The sequence below is a fragment of the Streptomyces sp. NPDC003247 genome (assembly GCF_042888135.1).
Taxonomy (GTDB): domain Bacteria; phylum Actinomycetota; class Actinomycetes; order Streptomycetales; family Streptomycetaceae; genus Streptomyces.
In genome coordinates, this window is sequence record NZ_JBIAPF010000006.1 from 95640 (window position 1) to 117590 (window position 21951).

The 21951-nt window shown below is 72.8% G+C and carries 19 protein-coding genes and 1 pseudogene; 11 read left to right on the forward strand and 9 right to left on the reverse strand.

Annotated elements, in window-relative coordinates:
* Positions 1 to 29: 29 nt before the first annotated feature.
* Positions 30 to 1478: a gamma-aminobutyraldehyde dehydrogenase gene (locus ACFYWQ_RS21400; protein WP_389518436.1), complete on the forward strand. Its 1449-nt coding sequence runs from the start codon at positions 30 to 32 to the stop codon at positions 1476 to 1478.
* A 171-nt stretch (positions 1479 to 1649) separates the two neighbouring features.
* Here ACFYWQ_RS21400 and ACFYWQ_RS21405 read toward each other — a convergent pair whose 3' ends face one another.
* From ACFYWQ_RS21405 to ACFYWQ_RS21420, 4 genes are read right to left on the reverse strand one after another with little or no spacing between them, the layout of a single operon-like run.
* Positions 1650 to 2792, reverse strand: a complete 1143-nt coding sequence (locus ACFYWQ_RS21405; protein WP_389518437.1) for an XdhC family protein — start codon at positions 2790 to 2792, stop codon at positions 1650 to 1652.
* The gene (locus tag ACFYWQ_RS21410; RefSeq protein WP_389518438.1) at positions 2785 to 4938 is read right to left on the reverse strand and encodes a xanthine dehydrogenase family protein molybdopterin-binding subunit; all 2154 of its coding nucleotides are present in this window, start codon (positions 4936 to 4938) and stop codon (positions 2785 to 2787) included. The genes ACFYWQ_RS21405 and ACFYWQ_RS21410 overlap by 8 nt, the downstream gene beginning before the upstream one ends.
* Positions 4935 to 5927, reverse strand: coding sequence for an FAD binding domain-containing protein (locus ACFYWQ_RS21415; RefSeq protein WP_389518439.1), 993 nt, complete (start codon positions 5925 to 5927; stop codon positions 4935 to 4937). Before ACFYWQ_RS21415 ends, ACFYWQ_RS21410 begins: the two co-directional genes overlap by 4 nt.
* A complete protein-coding gene (locus ACFYWQ_RS21420) occupies positions 5924 to 6514 on the reverse strand; it encodes a 2Fe-2S iron-sulfur cluster-binding protein (RefSeq protein ID WP_389518440.1) in 591 nt (196 codons plus the stop codon). The genes ACFYWQ_RS21415 and ACFYWQ_RS21420 overlap by 4 nt, the downstream gene beginning before the upstream one ends.
* 263 nt (positions 6515 to 6777) lie before the next feature.
* Between ACFYWQ_RS21420 and ACFYWQ_RS21425 the strand changes: the two genes are divergently transcribed.
* Positions 6778 to 7353, forward strand: a complete 576-nt coding sequence (locus ACFYWQ_RS21425) for a TetR/AcrR family transcriptional regulator (RefSeq protein WP_389518441.1) — start codon at positions 6778 to 6780, stop codon at positions 7351 to 7353.
* Here ACFYWQ_RS21425 and ACFYWQ_RS21430 read toward each other — a convergent pair.
* Complete coding sequence (locus ACFYWQ_RS21430) at positions 7319 to 7882, reverse strand: pentapeptide repeat-containing protein (protein ID WP_389518442.1); 564 nt, start codon at positions 7880 to 7882, stop codon at positions 7319 to 7321. The two genes, ACFYWQ_RS21425 and ACFYWQ_RS21430, sit on opposite strands and share 35 nt — an antisense overlap.
* Positions 7883 to 8014: 132 nt before the next feature.
* The gene (locus ACFYWQ_RS21435) at positions 8015 to 9112 is read right to left on the reverse strand and encodes a LacI family DNA-binding transcriptional regulator (RefSeq protein WP_389518443.1); all 1098 of its coding nucleotides are present in this window, start codon (positions 9110 to 9112) and stop codon (positions 8015 to 8017) included.
* 236 nt (positions 9113 to 9348) lie between these two features.
* On the opposite strand from ACFYWQ_RS21435, the gene ACFYWQ_RS21440 reads away from it, so the two are divergent.
* The 6 genes from ACFYWQ_RS21440 to ACFYWQ_RS21465 all read left to right on the forward strand — a co-directional run bounded on the left by ACFYWQ_RS21440 (position 9349) and on the right by ACFYWQ_RS21465 (position 15639).
* Positions 9349 to 10521: an ABC transporter ATP-binding protein gene (locus ACFYWQ_RS21440; RefSeq protein WP_389518444.1), complete on the forward strand. Its 1173-nt coding sequence runs from the start codon at positions 9349 to 9351 to the stop codon at positions 10519 to 10521.
* A 16-nt stretch (positions 10522 to 10537) separates the two neighbouring features.
* Positions 10538 to 11809 (forward strand): spermidine/putrescine ABC transporter substrate-binding protein, encoded by a 1272-nt coding sequence (locus tag ACFYWQ_RS21445; protein ID WP_389518445.1) that lies wholly within the window; start codon positions 10538 to 10540, stop codon positions 11807 to 11809.
* Positions 11773 to 12684: an ABC transporter permease gene (locus ACFYWQ_RS21450; protein ID WP_389518446.1), complete on the forward strand. Its 912-nt coding sequence runs from the start codon at positions 11773 to 11775 to the stop codon at positions 12682 to 12684. The genes ACFYWQ_RS21445 and ACFYWQ_RS21450 overlap by 37 nt, the downstream gene beginning before the upstream one ends.
* Positions 12681 to 13526, forward strand: coding sequence for an ABC transporter permease (locus tag ACFYWQ_RS21455; protein WP_389518447.1), 846 nt, complete (start codon positions 12681 to 12683; stop codon positions 13524 to 13526). The genes ACFYWQ_RS21450 and ACFYWQ_RS21455 overlap by 4 nt, the downstream gene beginning before the upstream one ends.
* A gap of 85 nt (positions 13527 to 13611) precedes the next feature.
* The gene (locus ACFYWQ_RS21460) at positions 13612 to 14613 is read left to right on the forward strand and encodes an SIS domain-containing protein (protein WP_389518448.1); all 1002 of its coding nucleotides are present in this window, start codon (positions 13612 to 13614) and stop codon (positions 14611 to 14613) included.
* 117 nt (positions 14614 to 14730) lie between these two features.
* On the forward strand, positions 14731 to 15639 hold the full coding sequence (locus ACFYWQ_RS21465; protein ID WP_389518449.1) for a PfkB family carbohydrate kinase: 909 nt from the start codon (positions 14731 to 14733) through the stop codon (positions 15637 to 15639).
* 176 nt (positions 15640 to 15815) lie between these two features.
* On the opposite strand, the gene ACFYWQ_RS21470 is transcribed toward ACFYWQ_RS21465, so the two are convergent.
* Positions 15816 to 16409, reverse strand: coding sequence for a TIGR03086 family metal-binding protein (locus tag ACFYWQ_RS21470; protein ID WP_389518450.1), 594 nt, complete (start codon positions 16407 to 16409; stop codon positions 15816 to 15818).
* A 116-nt stretch (positions 16410 to 16525) separates the two neighbouring features.
* On the opposite strand from ACFYWQ_RS21470, the gene ACFYWQ_RS21475 reads away from it, so the two are divergent.
* Positions 16526 to 17974 carry a PLP-dependent aminotransferase family protein gene (locus ACFYWQ_RS21475; protein WP_389518451.1) on the forward strand — a complete coding sequence of 483 codons (1449 nt, stop codon included), beginning with the start codon at positions 16526 to 16528 and terminating at the stop codon, positions 17972 to 17974.
* On the opposite strand, the pseudogene ACFYWQ_RS21480 reads toward ACFYWQ_RS21475, so the two are convergent.
* Positions 17965 to 18171 (reverse strand): annotated as a pseudogene (locus ACFYWQ_RS21480) (hypothetical protein); the annotation flags it as partial. The gene ACFYWQ_RS21475 and the pseudogene ACFYWQ_RS21480 overlap by 10 nt on opposite strands.
* A 190-nt stretch (positions 18172 to 18361) precedes the next feature.
* The gene (locus tag ACFYWQ_RS21485) at positions 18362 to 18931 is read right to left on the reverse strand and encodes an Lrp/AsnC family transcriptional regulator (RefSeq protein ID WP_389518452.1); all 570 of its coding nucleotides are present in this window, start codon (positions 18929 to 18931) and stop codon (positions 18362 to 18364) included.
* Here ACFYWQ_RS21485 and ACFYWQ_RS21490 point away from each other — a divergent pair.
* Positions 18930 to 19982 carry a DMT family transporter gene (locus ACFYWQ_RS21490; protein WP_389518453.1) on the forward strand — a complete coding sequence of 351 codons (1053 nt, stop codon included), beginning with the start codon at positions 18930 to 18932 and terminating at the stop codon, positions 19980 to 19982. The two genes, ACFYWQ_RS21485 and ACFYWQ_RS21490, sit on opposite strands and share 2 nt — an antisense overlap.
* A gap of 266 nt (positions 19983 to 20248) precedes the next feature.
* A complete protein-coding gene (locus tag ACFYWQ_RS21495) occupies positions 20249 to 21895 on the forward strand; it encodes an ABC transporter substrate-binding protein (RefSeq protein WP_389518454.1) in 1647 nt (548 codons plus the stop codon).
* Positions 21896 to 21951 lie beyond the last annotated feature (56 nt).

The following is a 21951-nucleotide window of genomic DNA, read 5'->3' on the forward strand; positions in this document are numbered from 1 at the left end:
CCGGCGGCGGACGAAAGAGGAAACAGGTCATGAGCGAGCTTCTTGCGCTGCGCAACCACATCGACGGCGCGTACGTGGACGCGGCCGACGGCCGCCGTCTCGACGTGGTCGACCCGGTCACCGGCGAGGTGTACGCCCGGGCGTCGCTGTCCGGCGCGGCGGACGTGGACGCGGCGATGGCCGCGGCGGCACGCGCCTTCCCCGTCTGGCGGGACGCCACCCCCGCGACCCGGCAGCGGCTGCTGCTGCGGATCGCCGACGCGGTGGAGGCCCGGGCCGGCGACCTCGCCGACGCCGAGTGCCGCGACACCGGCAAACCGCGCGCGCTGACCCTCACCGAGGAGATCGCCCCGGCCGTCGACACCATCCGGTTCTTCGCGGGCGCGGCCCGGATGCTGGAGGGCCGCTCGGCCGGCGAGTACACCGAGGGCATGACCTCGATCGTCCGGCGGGAGCCGGTCGGGGTGTGCGCGCAGGTGGCGCCGTGGAACTACCCGCTGATGATGGCGGTGTGGAAGTTCGCCCCGGCGATCGCGGCCGGCAACACCGTGGTGCTGAAGCCGTCCGACACCACCCCCGCCTCCACCGTGCTGCTGGCCGGGATCGTCGGCGAGGTGCTGCGCGAGCTGGACCTGCCGGCCGGGGTGTTCAACGTGGTGTGCGGCGACCGGGACACCGGCCGTCTGATGGTGGAGCACCCGGTGCCCGCCATGGCCGCGATCACCGGCTCGGTGCGGGCCGGCATGGAGGTCGCCGCCTCGGCGGCCCGGGACGTCAAGCGGGTCCACCTGGAGCTGGGCGGCAAGGCGCCGGCGCTGGTCTTCGCGGACGCCGACCTCACCGCGGCCGCCGAGGGCATCGCCGCGGGAGGCTACTTCAACGCCGGCCAGGACTGCACCGCCGCGACCCGGGTGCTGGTGCACGCCTCGGTGCACGACGCGTTCGTCACCGAGCTGACCAAGGCCGCCGAGGCCCTGCGCACCGGGGGCGGCACGGACGACGAGGACATGTTCTTCGGTCCGCTGAACAACGCGGACCAGCTGGCCCGGGTGGCCGGGTTCGTCGAGCGGCTGCCCGAGCACGCCACCGTCGCGACCGGCGGCCGCCGGGTGGGCGGGCGCGGCTACTTCTACGCCCCGACCGTGGTGACCGGGGTGCGCCAGGACGACGAGATCGTCCAGAACGAGGTGTTCGGCCCCGTCGTCACCGTGCAGTCCTTCACCGACGAGGAGGAGGCCCTCGCCTGCGCCAACGGCGTGGAGTACGCGCTGGCCTCCTCCGTCTGGACCCGCGACCACGCCCGCGCCATGCGGATGTCGCGGGCCCTGGACTTCGGGTGCGTGTGGATCAACACCCACATGACGCTGGTCTCGGAGATGCCGCACGGCGGCTACAAGAAGTCCGGCTACGGCAAGGACCTCTCCGCCTACGGCTTCGAGGACTACACCCGGATCAAGCACGTCATGACCGCGCTCTGACGCATCCCGGTGCGCCCCGCCGTCGCCCGCCGCAGCCCTCCAAGATGGTAGGCGCGGCGTGGCGCACGGCGGGGGCGATCTCCTCGGAGAACGACGAACCTGGCCGGTTGCCCGACCTGCCCGGAGCGGGGCAGGGACGGTTCCGGGCAGAGCCACCACGGAGTTCGGGTCTCAGGCCGCCGCCACCGCCGTCCGCTCCGCCCCGTCCCGGTGGATCGGCGTGCCCGATCCGGTCAGTGGCAGCCCCGTGCCGCCCCGTCGGGCCGCGACGATCTCCGCCGCGATGGACAGGGCCGTCTCCTCCGGCGTGCGGGCGCCGAGGTCGAGCCCGATCGGCGAGTGCAGTCGGGCCAGCTCCGTCTCGGTCAGGCCCACTTCGCGCAGCCGCCGGTCGCGGTCCGCGTGCGTGCGGCGCGAACCCATCGCGCCGACGAACGCCACCGGCAGCCGCAGGGCCGTCTCCAGCAGGGGCACGTCGAACTTGGCGTCGTGGGTGAGCACGCACAGCACGGTGCGCGCGTCGGTCGGCGTGCTCCGCAGGTAGCGGTGCGGCCAGTCGACCACGACGTCGTCCGCCTCGGGGAAGCGGGCCGGGGTGGCGAAGACCGGCCGGGCGTCGCACACGGTCACCCGGTATCCCAGGAACTTCCCCGCGCGGACGAGCGCCGCGGCGAAGTCCACCGCGCCGAACACGATCATGCGCGGCGGCGGCACGCTCGACTCGACGAACAGGGTGACACCGCCGGGGCAGTGCGATCCGTCCTCCGAGAGGCCGACCGTGCCGGTGCGGCCCGCCTCCAGCAGGGCGTGCGCCTCGGCCGCCGCGGTGCGGTCCAGGTGCGGGTGGCCGCCCAGCGCGCCCTCGTACGAGCCGTCGGGGCGCACGAGCAGGGCGCGGCCCAGGAGGCCGGCCGGGCCCCGGACCACCCGGGCCAGGGCCGCCGGCCGGCCTCGGGCGGCGGACGCCAGCGCCGCGGCGAACACCGCTCTGACGGGTGCCTGCGCGGCAACCGGGGTGACCATCACCTCGACGGTCCCGCCGCAGGTCAGCCCGACCGCGAAGGCGTCCTCGTCGCTGTAGCCGAACCGTTCGGTCACCGTGCGGCCGTCCTCCAGCGCCTGGCGGCAGAGGTCGTACACCGCTCCCTCCACGCAGCCGCCGGAGACCGAGCCGATCACCGTGCCGTCGCCGTCGACGGCGAGGGCGGCGCCGGGGCCGCGCGGCGCGCTGCCGTCGACGGTGACGACGGTGGCCACCGCGAAGTCCCTGCCCTGAGCGACCCAGCGTTCCAGTTCCTCGGCGAGGTCAAGCATCCGGCGCTCCGCCGGCGGCCCGCAGGACGCGGTCGGGCCGCAGGACGCGGTCGGGCCGGATGGGCAGGTTCCGGTGGCGGATGCCGGTCGCGTGCCAGACGGCGTTGGCGACGGCGGCCGCGGCGCCCACGACGCCGATCTCGCCGACGCCCTTGATGCCGACCGGGTCGTCCGGGTCGACGTCGTCCACCCAGTCGGCCTCGACGCGGGTCACGTCGGCGTGCGCGGCGAAGTGGTAGCCGGCGAGGTCGGCGCCGACGTGGGCACCCAGGTCGCGGTCGCGGACGGCCTCCTCGTGCAGGGCCATGGAGATGCCCCAGATCATGCCGCCGACGAGCTGGTTGCGTGCCGTGAGCGGGTTGACGATGCGTCCGGCCGCGAAGATGCCGAGCATGCGCCGTACGCGCACCTCGCCGGTCGTGACGTCCACGGCGACCTCGGCGAACTGCGCCCCGTAGGAGTGCCGCTCCACGGGCGGCAGCGCGCCGACGGCGGCGGAGGTGTCCGAGCGCGCCGTGATGCCCTCGGGCGGTATGGTGCCGCCCGGGGCGAGCCGCTCCCGCAGGTCGCGTGCGGCGGCGTCGACCGCCCAGGCCCAGGAGCGGGTGCCCATGGAGCCGCCCGCGATCATCGCCGGGCCGAAGTCGCTGTCGCCGATCCGCACCCGGACGCGGTCCCGTGTGGTGGCCAGGGCATCGGCCGCGACCAGGGTGAGCGCGGTGCGCGCGCCGGTGCCGATGTCCGCGGCGGCGATCCGCACGGTGAAGGTGCCGTCGGCCTCGGCGGTCACGGCCGCCGTGGAGGGTGCGGCCCCCGCGCCGAAGGAGGCCGCCGCGGTACCGGTGCCGAGCAGCCAGCGTCCGTCCCGGCGCAGGCCGGGGCGCGGGTCCCGGCCCGCCCAGCCGAAGCGGCGGGCGCCCTCCCGGAAGCAGGCGACCAGGTTGCGGCTGCCGAACGGCAGTCCGGAGACGGGGCCCTTGTCGGGCTCGTTGCGCAGGCGCAGTTCGATCGGGTCGACGCCGCACTTCTCGGCGAGTTCGTCGAGCGCGGCCTCCAGCGCGTACGAACCCGGCGCCTCGCCCGGCGCGCGCATCCACGTGGGGGTCGGCACGTCGAGGCGTACGACCCGGTTGGCGGTGTGGTGGGCGTCGGCGTCGTACATCACCCGGGCCACCCCGGCGCTCGGCTCGACGAACTCGTGCACCGTGGAGGTGACGCTGAGCGAGGTGTGCTCCAGGGCGCGCAGCCGTCCGTCCGCGTCGGCGCCCAGCCTGACCCGCTGCACGGTGGGGCTGCGGTAGCCGGCCAGGGAGAACATCTGGCGGCGCGTCATGACGAGCCGGACCGGGCGCCGCAGGACGGTCGCGGCCATCACCGCGCCCACCTGGTGCGCGCGCACGCCCTTGCTGCCGAAGCCGCCGCCGACGTGCTCGGAGCGCACCCGCACCGAGGAGGGGTCGAGCGAGAACATCTGAGCCAGCTCGCTCTGGACCCAGGTGGTGCCCTGGTTGGAGTCGACGACCTCGAGCCGGCCGCCGTCCCACAGGGCGGTCGCCCCGTGCGGCTCCATCGGGTTGTGGTGTTCCTCCGGCGTGGTGTACTCGGCGTCCAGGACGACGGCGGACGCGGCGAGCCGGGCCGCCAGGTCCCCCTTCTCCGTCACCGCCGGCATGTGACCGTCCACCGGGTAGGCGTCCGGGTGATCCCCGGTGAAGGCGACGTCGTGCGGCTGCTGTTCGTAGTGCACGACCAGCGTCTCCGCCGCCTCCCTGGCCTGTTCGGGCGTCTCCGCGACGACCAGGGCCACCGGCCAGCCCGCGTGCGGCACGCGGTCGTGCTGGAAGAGGGCGGCGGTGGGGTCCGGCCGGGTCCCCAGCATGCTGACGAAGTCGATGTCGACGCGGGGGGCGTTGCCGTGGTGCAGGACGGTGAGGACCCCGGGCATGCGCAGGACGGGTCCGTCCTCCACGGAGCGGATCCGGCCGCGGGCGACGGTGGAGAGCACCAGCCAGCCGTGGGCGAGCCCGGCGAAGGGGATCTCGCCCGCGTAGCGGGCGGCTCCGGTGACCTTGTCCCGGCCCTCCACCCGGGTGTGCGCGGTGCCGACGGCAGGGTGCGCGGTCGTGGCCGCGGTGGTGGTGGTCATCGGGCGGCCTCCTCGGTGAGTTCGCTGAGCACGGCGACCACGAGGTTGCGCATCAGGGTCACCTTGTACGCGTTGTGGGGCAGCGGCCGGGCGGCGGCCAGTTCGGCGTCCGCGGCGGCGGCGAAGGTCGCGGCGTCGGCCGGTGCGCCGGTGAGCACGCGCTCGGCGGCCGTGGCGCGCCAGGGCCGGGACGCGACCGCCCCGAGGGCCAGGCGCGCCTCCCGTACGACGCCGTCCCGGACGTCGAGCGCGGCGGCGACCGAGCCGATGGCGAACGCGTAACTGGCGCGCTCGCGCACCTTGCGGTAGCGCGAGTGCGCGGCCACGGGGGCGGGCGGCAGCGTCACGCCGGTGATCAGCGCCCCCGGCGGCAGGGCGGTCTCCCGGTGCGGGGTGTCGCCCACGGGCAGGTAGAACGCGCCGATCGGCGTCTCGCCGGGCCCGTCGACGGTCTCGTAGGAGACGACGGCGTCGAAGGCGGTCAGTGCCACGCCCAGGTCCGAGGGGTGCACGGCCACGCAGTGCTCGGAGGCGCCCAGGACGGCGTGGTTGTGGTGCTCACCCCTGACGGCGGGGCAGCCGCTGCCGGGGACGCGCTTGTTGCACGGCTTGGTGGTGTCGGTGAAGTAGCCGCAGCGGGTGCGCTGGAGCAGGTTCCCGCCGACCGTGGCCATGTTGCGCAGCTGCCCGGAGGCACCGGCGAGCACGGCCTGCGCCAGCGCCGGGTAGCGGCGCCGGACCTCGGGGTGGGCGGCGAGGTCGCTGTTGGTGACGGTCGCGCCGATGCGCAGCCCGCCGTCCCGCGCCGGCTCGATGTCGTCCAGCGGCAGTTCGCGGATGTCGACGAGGCGGCCGGGCCGCTCCACGCCGGTCTTCATCAGGTCGACGAGGTTGGTGCCGCCGCCGACGTACCGCGCGTCCGGATCGGCGTCGAGCAGCGCCACCGCGCCGGCGACGTCGTACGCGCGCTGGTAGCCGAACTCCCTCATGCCGCGCTCTCCTCACCGGCCGCGACGCGCTCGTCAGCCGTGACGCGCTCGTCGGCCGCGGCCGCCCGGGCGACCGCCCGGACGATCGACACGTACGCGCCGCAGCGGCACAGGTTGCCGCTCATCCGCTCGCGGATCTCGTCGTCGGTCAGCGGTGGCGGCCCGGCCTCGGGGCGGACGTCGTCGGTGGCGGCGCTCGGCCAGCCCGCGGCGTGCTCCTCGATCACGGCGATGGCCGAACAGATCTGGCCCGGTGTGCAGTAGCCGCACTGGTAGCCGTCCAGGTCGAGGAACGTCTGCTGCACGGGGTGCAGCCGGTCGCCGTCGACGACCCCTTCGATGGTGGTGATCTCCCGGCCCTCGGCCGCCACCGCGAGCTGTAAACAGGAGACGGCCCGGCGGCCGTCGATCAGTACGGTGCAGGCGCCGCACTGTCCCTGGTCGCAGCCCTTCTTGGTGCCGGTCAGGTCGAGGCGCTCGCGCAGCGCGTCGAGCAGGGTGGTGCGGTGGTCGACGGAGAGCGCGTGCTTCTCGCCGTTGACGTTCAGGGTGACGGCGCTGTACGTCGATGTGGTGGGCGGGGCCATGATCAGCCTTCTTTCGCATGTCCGGAGCGCGTCGGCGGGACGGTCCGGCGGGCGTGGATCCGGGCGGGGTGGCGCTGTACGGGGCGGTGCCGGCTTGTCATCATGCGGACACGGGGAAGGAACCCCGGGGCGGCCGTCCGGCCCGGATCGTGTCCGCCCCTGGACTGGACTCAAGCGGACAGTTGTCCGTTAATGAGAAACGTAGCGGACAACTGTCCGCTCAGCAAGGCCGGTTCCCGGAACCGGGCCGACGAGGAGGACGAGTGCGGCAGAACAAGGACGCGCCTCTGCGCTCGGATGCGCAGCGCAACCGCGAGCGCATCCTGGAAGTGGCCCTGGCCGAACTGACGCGTTGCGCGGACGCCCCGTTGAGCCTGATAGCCAAGAAGGCGGGCGTCGGACAGGGCACGTTCTACCGCAACTTCCCCAACCGCGAGGCCCTGGTCCTGGAGATCTACCGCCACGAGATGCAGCAGGTCGCCGACTCCGCGGCCCAGCTGCTCCAGACCCGGGAGCCGGACCGCGCCCTGCGGGAGTGGATGGACCACCTCGCCCGGTTCGCCATGGCCAAGGCCGGCCTCGCGGACGCCATCCGCCAGGTCACCAGCACCCCGGGGAGCCCGGAGAAACCGTCCCCGACCCCCGTGGCCGACGCGGCCGAGGCCCTGCTGCGGGCCGGCGAGGAAGCCGGCACCATCCGCCCGGGAGTGACCGGCGAGGACTTCCTCCTGCTCATCGCCGGCCTCTGGATGATCGATCCGGGCGGCGAGTGGCAGCCGCGGGTCACCCGCCTCCTGGACCTCGTCATGGCCGGCCTGCGGACGGGAGCACCCTCGTAGGGCTCGGTCGGGCTCGCATCGGGCGGGGTACGCCGTGGCGGCGGACGAGGCGGGCTTCGGTGGGGCGGGCTCCGGTGAGGCGGGCTCCGGCAAGGCGGGCTCCGGTGAGGCAGGCTCCGGTGAGGCGGGCTCCGGCAAGGCGGGCTCCGGTGAGGCGGACTCCGGCAAGGCGGACTCCGGCAGGGCAGGCCTCGGCGAAGCGGGCTCCGGTGAGGCAGGCCTCGGTGAGGCAGACTTCGGCGAGGCAGGACGCAGTCCCGTTCAGCCCGACGCCGACGCCGTCGCGGCCATCACGCGGACGGGGCGGGAGCAGACCGGCCGGGCATGGGCCGAGCCGCCACGCGGACGGGGCGGGAGCAGACCGGCCGGACGCGCTCCGGGCCGCCACACGGACGGGGTGGAAGCAGACCGGCCGGACGCACTCCGGGCCGCCACACGGACGGGGTGGAAGCAGACCGGCCGGGCGTCGGCCGAGCCGCCACACGGACGGGGTGGAAGCAGACCGACCGGACGCACTCCGGGCCGCCACACGGACGGGGTGGAAGCAGACCGGCCGGGCGTCGGCCGAGCCGCCACGCGGACGGGGCGGGAGCAAAGCCGACCGGGCGCGCTCCGGGCCGCGGGCGGGGCCCGCGGGGACGGCGGAGTGCGCCGCTCGGCGTCACTCCCCCGGCATCCGGAACCTCCGTACCCGGGCGGGAGCGGGGCCGGTCGACTCGCGCGGGACATAGGTGGTGTGGAGGGTGTGGCGGCGGGGCCGGGCCGTGGAGCCGTTGATGCGGCGGACCAGGATGTCGGCCGCGAGTCCGCCCAAGTCCTGGACCGGTTGGCTGACCACGCTCAGCCGGGGCCGGACGAGGGTGGCCCACTCGGCGTCGTCGAAGCCGATGACGGAGACGTCGTCGGGGATGCGGGCGCCGAGGTCGAGCAGGGCGTCGAGGGTCCCGAGGGTGGCCACGTTGTCGGTGGTGAACAGCGCGGTGGGCCGGTCGGGTGAACTCATCAGCTCCAGCACGGCGGAGCATGCCCAGGTCCGGTCGTATCCGGTGTGCCTGATGAGCTCCGCCCCGCGCGGGATACCGGCGGCACGGAGCGCTCTCCGGTAGCCGGTGAGTCGTTCGGTCGTGGTCCAGATGTCCGCGCCCGGCGCGAGCAGCGCGGCGTTCTCGTCGGGAGACGCCGAGGTGATCACCGCGATGCGGGTGTGCCCGGCATCCGTGAACCTGGCCACCGCGGCCTGGGCGGCACCGCGGTTGTCCACCACCACCGTGTCGAGCGCGGCGCCGCTGACCACACGGTCCAGAAGGACCACCGGGACGCCCGAGGCGACGGCCTTGTCGAGGTGGTCGTGATCGGCGGCCGCGGGTGCCACGACCAGGCCGTCCACGCGCCGCTCGATGAACATCTGCACCGCGGCCTTCTCCGTCTCGCCGTTCTCGTCGCTGTTGGCGAGGACGACCTGAAGGCCGGCCTTGGCCGCGACGTCGGTGACCCCGCGCACGGCACGGGCGAAGTAGGCGTTCTCGATGTCGGCGACGACCACGCCCAGCGTGTGGGTGCGTCCGCTGATCATGCTCCGGGCCACCGCGTTGGTGCTGTAGCCCAGTTCGGCGGCGGCGGCGAGCACCCGTTCCCTGGTGGCCGGGCTCGCCGAGCCGTACCCGCCCAGGACGCGTGCGGCGGTGGCCTGTCCGACGCCGGCGTGCCGGGCGACGTCGGGGATGGTGACGCGGCGCGGCGGCCGTGGAGTGTTCGGCATGGGCGGTCTCTTCGTGAGGGGCGGCTCGGTGGACGCTGAGGAACGGGTCGGTGAAATCCGGCGCCATTCAACCATTGACGGACGGCGGCTGCCGGTGGGTAAGGTACGGGTCCGTTGGTAACGTTATCAACCCTCACCGGCACCCGTTCGCCCGCTTTTTCCCCCTGGGCCGACCACAGCACCCCCCTGCCCCTGGCGGCTCCGATTCCACGCCCCGAACACCGGAGGTCTCACGGATGGCAACCGACACCCTTTCGCCGCCACCGGCCGCAGGACCGGCCATCGCGCTCATCGACGTGGCCAAGGACTTCGGCGGCACCCGGAACGCGGCGGCCGTCCGCGGCGCCGACCTCTCCATCGGCGAAGGGGAGTTCTTCTCGCTGCTGGGCCCCTCCGGCTGCGGCAAGACCACCACGCTGAGGATGATCGCCGGCTTCGAGGAACCGACCCGCGGACAGATCCTGCTGCATGGCCACGACATGGTCGGTGTGCCGGCCGACAAGCGCGACGTCAACATGGTCTTCCAGTCCTACGCCCTCTTCCCGCACCTCAGCGTCGCCGACAACGTGGCGTTCGGGCTGCGCCGCAAGCGCGTGCCCAAGGACGAGGTCCGCGACCGGGTCCAGAAGATCCTGCGTACCGTCGAACTCGCCGACAAGGCCGACCGCCGCCCCAGCCGGCTCTCCGGCGGCCAGCAGCAACGCGTCGCACTCGCCCGCGCCCTGGTCAACCGCCCCCGCGCGCTGCTGCTGGACGAGCCCCTCGGCGCCCTCGACCTGAAGCTCCGCCAGTCCATGCAGCTGGAACTCAAGCGGATCCAGCGCGAGGTCGGCATCACCTTCATCTACGTCACGCACGACCAGGCCGAGGCCCTGACCATGTCCGACCGGATCGCGGTGATGAACCACGGCCTGGTCGAGCAGGTAGCCCCTCCCCGGGAGATGTACGAACGGCCCGCCACCGCGTTCGTCGCCGGTTTCATCGGCACGTCCAACCTGATCGGCGGACGGCTGACCTCCGTGGAAGCGGAGACCGGGGTGCTCGACCTCGGCGACGGCCAGCGCGTCACCGTCCCCTTGCGCGGCTCCCACGCCACCGGATCGGCCGTCGAGCTCACGGTGCGGCCGGAGAAGATCACGCTGACCGCCGGGCCGGCCGACACCGCCAGCCGTGTCCGCGGCACCGTCCGGGAGGTGGTCTACCTCGGTACCTCCACCAGCTACACGGTGGACACCGCCGCGGGCGCGGAGATGACGGTCTTCCAGCCCAACGACGGCACCGCCTCCGTCAGCCCCGCCCGCGGCGACACCGTCTGGCTCTCCTGGGCCGTCGACCACTCCTACCTGCTCACCACCGCACCCGCACCCGCCGCGACCGCCGCGGACCCGGCTTCCCTCACCTCGCGCTGACGACAGGCAGACCACCATGCCCGAGCACTCCACACCCTTCGCGCCCCGGCGGCGCGGACCGGCCCCGCACGGCTGTACCCGGCGCGGTCTGCTGCGCGCCGCGCTCGGCGCCGCCGCGCTGGCCCCGCTCACCGCGTGCAGCGTTCCCGGCGCCCGCGTCCACGTCCCCACCGGCGAGGCGGAGATCGCCGCGGCCGTCAGCGACTTCTGGACCGGGAAGAAGGAGTCCGGAAAGCTGGACTTCGTCAACTACACGCAGTACATCGACGTCGACCCCGCCGACCAGAGCAGACATCCCACCCTCGACGCCTTCACCCGCGCCAGCGGCATCGAGGTCGCCTACAGCGAGCTGATCGACGACAGCGCCTCCTGGTTCGGCAGGATCCAGCCCGAGTTCGCCTCCGGCCAGGGCATCGGCTACGACCTGATGGTCGTCGGCGGCGACAGCTACCTCACCAAGTACATCCAGCTCGGCTACCTCGCCCCCCTCGACCACAGCCGGCTGCCGCACTTCGCCGAGTACGGCGGGGCCGCGTTCAAGAACAGCTCCTTCGACCCCGGCAACGTCTACACCGTCCCCTGGCAGTCCGGCATGACCGGCATCGGCTACGACCCGGCCCAGGTCGGCCGGGAGATCACCAGCTGGCAGGACCTGCTCGACCCCAAACTGCGCGGCAGGGTCGGCATGTGGAACGACGCGGTGCAGATGGGCAACATCGCCCTGCTGGCCGTCGGTGTCGACCCGGAGACCTCCACCCCCGCCGACTGGCGCAAGGCGGCGGCCTGGCTGCGCGGGCAGCGCGACGCCGGCATGGTCCGCTCCTACAGCACCGCCACCTACCAGTCCTCGCTCCAGCGCGGCGACCTGGCTGCCTCGCTCGTCTACTCGGGCGACGTCTTCCAGGCCAACCAGAGCGGCTCGGCGCTGGAGTTCGTCATCCCGGAGGAAGGCGGTCTGCTGTGGACCGACAACCTCTGCATCCCGTCGACGGCCGCGCACCCCGTCGACGCCCTGACCTACATGGACTACGCCTACCGGCCCGAGGTCGCCGCGCGGATCAGCGAGACCGTGCAGTTCGTCTGCCCCGTCCCCGACGCGCAAGCGGTCGTCGCCCGCGACGCGGCCGCCGCCACCGGCGAGCGGCGCACCGTGCTCGAGGCCCTGAGCACCAGCCCCCTGGTCTTCCCGACCGAGGCCGACGAAGCCAGGCTGCGCCACCTGCGGGTGCTCGACGAAGAGGAGGAGAAGCAGTGGAACGCGCTGTTCGAACCGATCTACCAGGCCTGACCCGGCGCCGCCGCGGGCGTCCCGCGGCCGCGCTGGCCCCCTACTGGATGATCCTGCCGGGCTGGCTGTGGCTGGCGGCCTTCTTCGTCACCCCCGTGATCGTGATGGTGTCCCTGTCCTTGCAGACCGGCGACTTCATCGACGGCTTCCGCCAGACCTTCCACTTCCAGACCTACGCCGACGTGGTGCGCACCTACCATGTGCAGCTGGTGCGGTCCCTGGTCTACGGCGCCGCGGCCACCGTCTCCTGCGCCCTCATCGGCTACCCGGTCGCCTACTGGATCGCCTTCCGGGCCGGCCGGCACAAGTCGGCGTTCCTCTTCCTGCTCCTGCTGCCGTTCTTCGTCTCCTTCGTCATCCGCACCCAGTCATGGAACGTGGTGCTCGCCGACCACGGCGTCCTGCTCGGACCGCTGAAGGACGTCGGCCTGCTCTCCGACGACTTCCACCTGCTGGCCACGCCCTACGCGGTGATCGGCGGACTGACCTACAACTTCCTGCCGTTCATGGTGCTGCCCGTCTACGTGGCCCTGGAACGGGTGGACCCCAAGGTGATCGAGGCCTCGACCGACCTGTACGCCTCCCGGGCGGCGACCTTCCTGCGCGTGGTGCTGCCGCTGTCGCTGCCCGGCGTCTTCGCCGGAGTGCTGCTGACCTTCGTGCCCGCCTGCGCCGACTACGTCAACGCCGGCATCCTCGGCGGCCCCTCCACGACGATGATCGGCAACATCATCCAGACGGAGTACTTCACCAACCTCGACTACCCCGGCGCCGCCGCTCTGTCCTTCGTCCTCATGGGCGCGCTGCTGCTCGCCGTGTTCACCTACGCCCGCGCCCTGGGCACCGACGAGGTCCTGGAGGTGGCCGCGCGATGACCACGCACACCGCCGCCCCCGCGGCCGGCACGCCCGCCGCGCCGCGGTCACGTCCCGGCCTGCGGGTGCGCCGCCGCCCCACGCTGGCCGTGTACACCGGGCTGGTGCTGGGCTGGCTGATGCTGCCGATCGCCGTGATGGTCCTGTTCGGTTTCAACGACACCGGCAGCAAGGTGAACTTCACCTGGCAGGGCTTCACCCTGGACTGGTACCGGCATCTGTTCGCCATCCCCAACCTGACCGCCGCGCTGGTCAACAGCCTCACCATCGCCCTGGTCGTCGCCGTGGTCGCCACCCTCCTGGGCACCCCGATCGGGCTGGCGCTCGGCCGCTACCGCTTCCGCGGCCGGGGATCGGTGGACCTGCTGATGTTCGCCGCCATCGCGGCACCGGAGATCGCGCTCGGCGCCGCCCTGCTGTCGCTGTTCATCGTCACGGGCGTGCCCCGCGGCTACTGGACGGTCGTCGTCGCGCACGTGGCGTTCTGCATCCCGTACGTCGCGATCACCGTCCGGGCGCGCATGGCGGGCCACGACCCGACGCTGGAGGAGGCCGCCCGCGATCTGGGGGCGGGTCCCTGGACGGCGTTCCGGCTGGTCACCCTGCCGGTCCTGCTGCCCGGCGTGGCCTCCGGCGCCCTGCTGTGCTTCGCCCTGTCGATCGACGACTACGTCATCACGAGCTTCAACGCCGGCCGTACGGTCACCTTCCCGCTGTGGGTCTACAGCGCCAGCCGTACCGGCGTGCCCCCGCAGGTCAACGTCATGGGGACGCTGATCTTCGTCGGCGGCCTGATCATCGCCGGAGCGAACGTCCTGTTCTCCCGGCGCCGCGCGGTCTGACCGGTCCGGTCCACCGCGCCTCTCGGACACCGGCTCACCGGCGCCCGCCGGCCGGTACGGAACAACCTCCAAAGGAAAGATCACCGTGCTCAAGTTCAACGAAGCCGAGTTCGTCTCCCAGACGAAAAGCCTCGTAACGCTGCGCCCCCGGATCGAAGAGCTCGTCGACCGCTTGATCGACGACGGGTACGACAACGTCCTCCTCGTCGGCGCGGGCGGGACGTACGCGCAGATGTGGCCCTACGAGCACCTCGCCCGCCGCACCTCGCTGCTGCCGGTGCGGGCCGCCGTCGCCGCCGAGCTGGTCGTCTCCGGCGACGCCCGCCTCGGCGAGCGCACCGCCGCCGTCTTCACCTCCGTCTCCGGCACCACCGAGGACAGTCTCCGCGCCATCGAATACTGCAAGTCCCTCGGCGCCCACACGATCGGCTTCACCGGCATCCCCGACTCCCCCGTCGCCCAGGCCGTCGACACCGCGCTGATCTCCGAGCCCAAGGCCTGGCCGTTCGACGTCCAGATGCTCCTGTTCATGGGCCGACTGCTCTCCCGGCGGGGTGAGTTCGAGGGCTACGAGCGCCTCGCCGACGAACTCGCGGGCCTGCCCCGCGTCCTGGTGGACGTCGCCCGGCAGGCCGAGCCGGTGGCGGCGGCCTTCGCGGAGGCCCACAAGGACGACGACTACCACTTCCTCATCGGCGGCGGAAACCTGTGGGGATTCACCTACCTGTACTCCATGTGCATCCTGGAGGAGATGCAGTGGCTGCGCACCACCCGGGTGCACAGCGCGGAGTTCTTCCACGGCTCGCTGGAACTCCTGGAGGAGGACACCAGCGTGATCGTCTTCCAGGGGGAGGACGAGACCCGGGCCCTGACCGACCGGGCAGAGGCCTTCGCCCAGCGCGTCTCCAAGAACGTCACCGTCTTCGACACCCGCGACTACCCCCTGGAGGGCATCAGCCCCCAGTTCCGCGGGCTCCTCGCCCCGCTGGTGCTGGACACCGTGATGGACCGGGTCAGCAAGCACCTGGAGCGGGTCCGTGACCACTCCCTCGACCTGCGCCGCTACTACCGCGTCATGGACTACTGACCCGCCCGGCCGGTTCCCCTCGTCCATCCACCCCGCGCGCCGGTGCCCCGGCACCGGCGCGCCCATGGCGGGCGCCGCGCTCCCCCGCGCGCCGCGTCCGCGCCTCGGGAGACCCTGATGAACGTCCTCGGCTTCGGCGACAACACCATCGACCGCTTCGTGGACCGCGGCACCGACTACCCGGGCGGCAACTGTGTCAACGTCGCCGTCTACGCCCGCCGGCTCGGCCTGGACGCCGCCTATCTGGGGGTGTTCGGCGACGACGGCCTCGCCGCCTTCCTGCGCGCGGCCGTGGCCGCGCAGGGCGTCGCCGTGGACCGCTGCGTCGTGCGCCGCGGCGCGACCTCGGTCTCCACCCTGCACGTGCAGGACGGCGACCGGGTCTTCCTCGGCTACGACCCCGGCGGCGACGCCGTCCGCGAACCACTCGTCCTCGACCCCGGCCTGCTGGCCTACGCGGCGTCGTTCACGCTCGTGCACTCCAGCGTCTACTCCGGCACCGAGGCCGAACTCCCCCGGCTCGCCACGGCCGGACCGCTCGTCAGTTTCGACTTCTCCGACGAGGAGGAGTACCGCACACCCGCGTACCTCGACCGCGTCTGCCCCCATGTGGACCTGGCCCTGTTCTCCTGCTCCCACCTGGACGAGGCCGCCACGGGCGCGCTGCTCGCCGAGGCGATTCGGCGGGGCGCGGGCATGGCGCTGGCCACCCGTGGCCTCGACGGGGCGATCGCGCACGACGGCCGTGTCACCGCCGCCGCACCGACCCGCGCCGCGGACCCCGGCGCCATGTCCGACACGATGGGCTGCGGAGACGCCTTCCTCGCCGGGTTCGTCGTGTCCCTCCTCCACGACGGATGGTCCCGGCGGGTTCCGCCGGTCCCCGCGGCACTGCGACGTGCCCTGGACCAGGGCGCACAAGCGGCCTACCGCCAGTGCTTCGTGGAGTCCGCCTTCGGCAACGGCCGGCCCGCACCGACGGCACGGGCCGGCGAACGGGACCCGAGCAGGCCCGCATCCCACTGACCGGCTGGTCCGGACGACAGAACACGCCGCACCACAGGTCGAGTTCGCCGGTGCAGTCGGTGACGCCGGCGATCAGCGGGCCGCGCGGGCGACCGCGCACGCCGCTGCCGGCCGCCGTTCGCCGCGGCGCGGTCGCCAGGGGAAGTGCCCGGCCGGGCCCCGGTACCGGCAGCTCCTCAGCATGGTCCCGGTGTCCAGGACGGGTCGCGGCCGAGCAGGGCGAGCAACCGGTCGCCCGGCGGGGCGTCGTCGGGGACCGCGATCCGTCGGCGGAACGCGGCACCGGCCCCGCGGCCCTCGTCCGGGACCAGGGCGGCGACGCGCAGCGCGGCAGCGGTGAGTTCGGCGGCGGGCTCCCACGGGGCGCCGATCGTCACCGCGACGTCCCAGGCGTGCACCACGTAGTCGAGCAGGTGGAAGCCGATCGCCGTCCGTCCGGGGACAGCGAATCCCTCCCCCACCTCCGGCAGCGCGAACGGCCGCTCCAGCACCTCGTCTTCCGCGAACGCGGCGGTGACCTCGCCCACCGACGCCTCGTACGCTCCGGCCGGGTCGTCGCCGAGGTCGCCGGCGCGCCATACGGCCCACGGCTCACCCGCGCCGCGGGCGGAGGCGGCGAACCCCTGGTTCTGGCTGATCAGATGCCGGAGCAGGCCGTGCAGGGTCCAGTCCGCGCACGGCGTCGCCCCTCTCAACTGGTCGGTCTTCACCTGGGAGACCACCTCCCCGGTCAGCAGCAGCGCCTGGCGGTCCAGTCGTCGTATGTCCATGGCCGGAGCGTAAAATCACGCAGTGGTTCGGTTACAGAGCCAATAAGCTCCCACTTGGTTGAGCCAATTGCCGGACTCCAAGCGAGCGACTGCCGAGCTGGAAGCGGAAGGCCGAGATGGACGTGTACGTCAGGCTCGACGGGCGGCGCGACCTGTCCGGCCAGATCTACCGCCGGCTGCGCACCGCGATCCACGAGGGACTGCTGCGGCCCGGCGATCCGCTGCCCCCGACACGGGAGCTGAGCCGCCGCCTCTCGGTGGCCCGCAACACCGTCGGTGTGGCCTACGAACGGCTCGTCGCCGAGGGCTACGCGGACAGCAGAGTCGGCTCCGGGACCTACGTGCGTTCGACGGGCCTGCCCACGCAGGGGGCCGAGACCGCCGCCGGCACCGCCGGCTCCGGACTGCGCCCGCGCGCCCTGTGGGTGGGTCTGTCCCCGTGGGCGGCACCGGAGAACACGGGACCGACCGCGGCGGCCCACGACTTCCGGGTCGGCCTGCCGGACGCCCGGCTCTTCCCGTACCACGCCTGGCGTCCCCTGATCGCCCGGGAACTGCGCCTCTCGGCGGCCGGGGCGGTCGGATACGGCGATCCGGCCGGCCACACCGGGCTGCGGACCGCACTCGCCCGGCACCTCGGACTCTCCCGCGGTGTGCGGACCGGGCCGGACGACGTACTGGTCACCACCTGCACGCAGCAGGCCCTGGACCTCATCGGACGGGTGCTGCTCGAACCGGGCGACCGGGTGGCCGTCGAAGAACCCGGATACCCACCGGCCCGGCTGGCGTTCCTGGCGCAGGGCGCCGAGGTCACGGGCGTACCGGTGGACGCCGAGGGCCTGCTGGTGGACGCCCTCCCGCCGGACACCCGCGCCGTCTACGTCACCCCAGCCCACCAGTTCCCGCTCGGCATGCCGATGTCCCTGCGGCGCAGGACGGCGCTGCTGCGGTGGGCGCGGCGGCACGGCGCGGCGGTGATCGAGGACGACTACGACAGCGAATTCCGGTTCGGCGGGCGGCCGGTCGAGACGCTGCGGAGTCTGGACCGGGACGGACACGTCATCTACGTGGGGTCGTTCTCCAAGGTGATGCTGCCCTCCCTGCGCGTCGGCTTCCTGGTGGCGCCCGCCCCGCTGCGCACAGCCCTGCGCACCGCCAAGTACACCGCCGACTGGCACACAGCGGTCCCCACCCAGGCGGCGCTCGCCCACTTCGTCGACGACGGGCTGCTCGCCCGGCACATCCGCCGGATGCAGCACACGTACGCGGCCCGGCACCGGGCCCTCACCCGCGTGCTCACCGACCGGTTCGCGGGCCTCGCCGAGCTGGTGCCGTCCGCCGCGGGCCTGCACGTGACCACCTTCACCCGAGGCCGTCTCGCCGACCCCGACGCCCTCGCGGACCGGGCCGGCCGGGCCCGGGCAGCCGGCGTGGCGGTGTACACCCTGTCGGAGGTCGCCGCCAACCGCTCCGCACGCCCGGGCTTCGTCTTCGGCTACGGCGCGATCAGCGCCCCGGACATCGCGCCGGGCCTGCACCGCGTACTCGGCCCGCCGCGGGACTGAGACGCGGAAGAAAGCGACGCCGAAAAGCTCGCATGGAGCTGCTCGCACCCGGTCGCCGATATCTGGCCCTGCCGGACGCTGTTCCGCCATGGCAGCAGTCCGGCCCGCCCGGCACGGAGAAGCAACTGATCCACGAAGGCCACGGCGGTCAGCAGGATGACCAGTCCGGGCAAGGTCATGAAGACGGCGAATTCCATACCCTGAGCATCCGGGCCAGGAGGCGCTGCCGACAGGTCGGACAGCAGAGCAAATTCCAGTCGGGCGACGTCCATTGGCACGTCGCCGGAACACCTACCGGCGGGGCATCGCCATCACTGCTCGTCGGCATCCTGGACACCGCCTCCGGTGGCCTTGGGTGACTTCCGGTGGTCGCCGCGTGGAGGTCGGTCAGCGGACGGTGCGTGCGGAGCGGGGCCGATCCGGGCCGGCGGGCTCGACACAGCGGAGCTGGACGTGCTCGTACACCATCGTGGTCTGCACGTCGACGACTTCACGGCGTTCGGTGAGGCGGTCGATGACGAAGGCGTACACGCCGTCCACATCGGGGACGGCCACGTGGATGAGGAAGTCGTGCGTGCCCGAGGTGACGAACAAGCCGATCACCTCGGGCAGCCGCGCCGCCCATTCCCGGAACCCCTCGATGACGGCGCGTGCCGGAGGCCGGATGCGCACCGAGATGAGCGCTTGGACGGGGCGGCCGGCCGCATCGAGGTCCAGGGCAGCGTGGTACCCGGTGATCACACCGCGCTCGCGAAGCAGTCTCACCCGCTCCAGCGACGTGGAAGGCGAGACCCCGGCCTTGCCGGCGAGGTCGCGGTTGGTCTGCCGTGCATCGTTCTGCAACTCTCGCAGCAGGGCCCGATCCAGCGCATCAAGTTCCACAGAAACGACTATATGCCGAATGAGATGCGGAGGGCAGATACTCCGGTCGCACGTCTGCCTAGTCTCGCCGGCCATGGACATACGAAAGAACAGCACGGCGGCCGGCGCGGTCCTGGTGCTGTCGGCGGCAGTGCTGTGGGGCACTGTCGGCCCGGCCCAGGTGCTGGCGGCCGGCCCCATGACGTCCGCGGCCCTGGGCGGCTGGCGACTGCTCGCGGGCGGCCTGATCCTCGGTGCGTTCACCCTTCGTGCGCGAGCAGTCCGGGCGCTGGCTGCGCGCGACGTCATGCACCCACTGCTGATCTGCGCCTTCTCGACGGGCATCTACCAGGCGGCCTTTCTGTCCTCGGTGGCGCGGACCGGCGCGGCTCTGGCCACGGTGATCGCCCTGGGCACCGCCCCCGCCGCGACCGGTCTGTGTGCCCGGTGGGTGATCGGTGAACGGATGGGAACCGCCTGGATGGTCAGCACGGGCGCTGCCGTCGCCGGCTGCGCCCTCCTGCTGGCGCCTGGAAGCACCGGCGTGGATCCGTTCGGTCTGCTCCTGGCCGTGGCCGCCGGTACCTGCTACGGCCTGTACACCGTCTTCGCCAAGAAACTGGCCGCCGTCACTCCCTCCGCCCACCTACCCGCGCTCTCCGCCCTCTCCCTGCTGGTGGGCTCCCTCCCGCTGTTGCCCTGGATGATCAAGGATGCCGCCCCTGTGGGTGACGCCACCACCCTCGCCCTGATCGGCTGGCTGGGCATCGTCACCACCGCCGCCGCGTACTGGCTGTTCACCCTGGGGCTCAGCCGAGTGCGGGCGACCACGGCCGGGACGCTCAGCCTCGCCGAGCCCGTGGCTGCGGCCTTGATCGGCGTGCTCCTCCTCCACGAACACCTCTCGCCCTCGGCGTGGGCCGGCTGCGCGCTGATCCTCGCCGGAATGATCGCCATGTGCCTGGCACCGATACCTCGCGGTCGCGCTTCCGCACGAGTGGCGGTGGATTCGCGGGCTCGCAGCGGCACATCCACCGGCAGTTCCGGGCCCTCCGAACTCTCCGGACTATCCGAACTCTCCGAACTCTCCGAACTCTCCGACGAATCCGATGCAGGAGAGCCGCTTCCTTTCCTCAAGCAGGACTAGAGACAGCGCGAAGGCGTCCGCGCAGCGGGCTCGCGGCGTGTGCGGAGCACATGCGGCAGGGGCGGGACCGCGGGAAGTGGATGCCCCGAGCCGGCCGCGGGAACGCCCGGGGGCCGGATCGCCCGCGCCCCCACCACCCTCCGCCACCCCGTCCGGTCGGCCTCGCCCCACAGGAATCCTTTGACACTCTCAAACACATACGTATACCGTCCGTGCCCAGTTGGGCATTCCTGGTGGACGCCCTGGTGAACAGATAGGTGGTTCCCGTGCTTTCGGAGCCGGACGGACAGATCGGGCGGCGCGTCATGCTGCGCACGGCGGGAGCGGGCATCGGCGTGCTCGCCGCCTCGGCGATCCTCTCGGCGTGTTCGCCCCCGCGCCGGGAAGCGGACGCCGGCTCCGAGGACGGGACGGCCACGCGGGGCACGGACACGCCCATCGACACACTGACGCTGGCCCTGCCCTCCTCCATCTCGACCCTGGACGTCAGCCGCGAGTCGGGCATCCTCAACTACGTCGTCGCGGCCCTGGTGCAGGAGTCCCTGCTCTCGGTCGGCCCCGCCGGCGAACTGAAGCCCGGCCTGGCCGAGTCCTGGAAGCAGCCCGACGCCAAGACGTACGTGTACACCCTGCGCCGCGACGCCCGGTTCTCCGACGGCACCACGGTCACCACCGACGACGTGCTCGCGTCCATCCAGGCCGCCCGGGACGACTCCAGCGCTCTCGCCTACGCCTGGGCCGGTGTCACCTCGGTCAAGGCCACGGGCGCGCGGGAGATCACCATCCGCCTCGCCGAACCCGACGCCGCCTTCGCCTGGACGCCGACCCCCGGCACCCTGCTCATCAGCAGCAGGGCGTTCCTCACCCGGAACAAGGGCAGCGTGGGCACGCCCAAGACCCTGCTGCTGGGGTCCGGACCCTACAAGGTGACGTCCTTCGCCGCCGACGACCACGTCGGCCTGGAGCGCAACGACGCCTGGTGGGGCGGCAAGCCGTCGCTGAAGACGTTGAAGCTGTCCTTCATCCCCGACGCCGGCACACGCCTCGTGGCCATGAAGTCCGGCTCCGTCGACGGCGCGTTGGACCTGCCCTCCGACGAGGCACGCACCTGGGAGTCGACCGCCTCGGTCACCTACACCGGAGACCGCTCCGTGGTCGCCCTCGCGTTCGACACCTCCCGGGCGCCCTTCGACGACGTCCACGTCCGCAAGGCGTTCGCCCACGCCGCCGACCGGGCCGGCATGACCAGCGGCATCCTGCACGGCAAGGCGGAGGTGGCCGCCACCCTGGTCTCGCCCGACATGTGGGGGGACCTGCTCACCGCCGACGAGGTGGCCGACGCCTACAAGGCCCTGCCCGCCTGGGACTTCGACCTCGACCGGGCCAAGGCCGAGCTGGCGAAGTCCGCCCACGGCGACGGCTTCACCCTCGACCTCAGCTACCCGAGCAGCGGCCCCCAACTGGGCAAGGCCGCGCTGGCCCTGGCCTCCTCGCTGAAGAAGCTCGGCATCACGCTCGACGTCAAGGAGGTCACGCTGGAGCAGTGGATCGCCGACCTCGTACCCGGCCGGAAGCCCTTGCAGTTCCTGTGGTACTTCCCCGTCACCGGCGATCCCGCGGAGCTCACCAACGCCTACCTGGACGCCTCCGCCACCGCGACCAACCTGCCGCGTTACGACGACACCACGGTGAACACCGCCCTGGCCGCCGCCCGCCGGACCACCGACCGGGCGGAGCGGGGCAGGCACCTGATGACCGCCGTCGAGACGGCCGCCGCCGACCTGCCCTACCTGCCGCTGTGGTGGGCGCAGACCGCGACCGCCCTGTCGAAGGACCTCGTACTGGAGGAACCCGGCCCCTTCGCCCTGATCGGCCCCTGGGCGGCCAGGATCAAGAAGGCCGCCACCGGCTGAAGCCGGCAGGCCGTGGCCAGGATCGAGTAGGCCGTGACCAGGATCGGGAAGAGCGT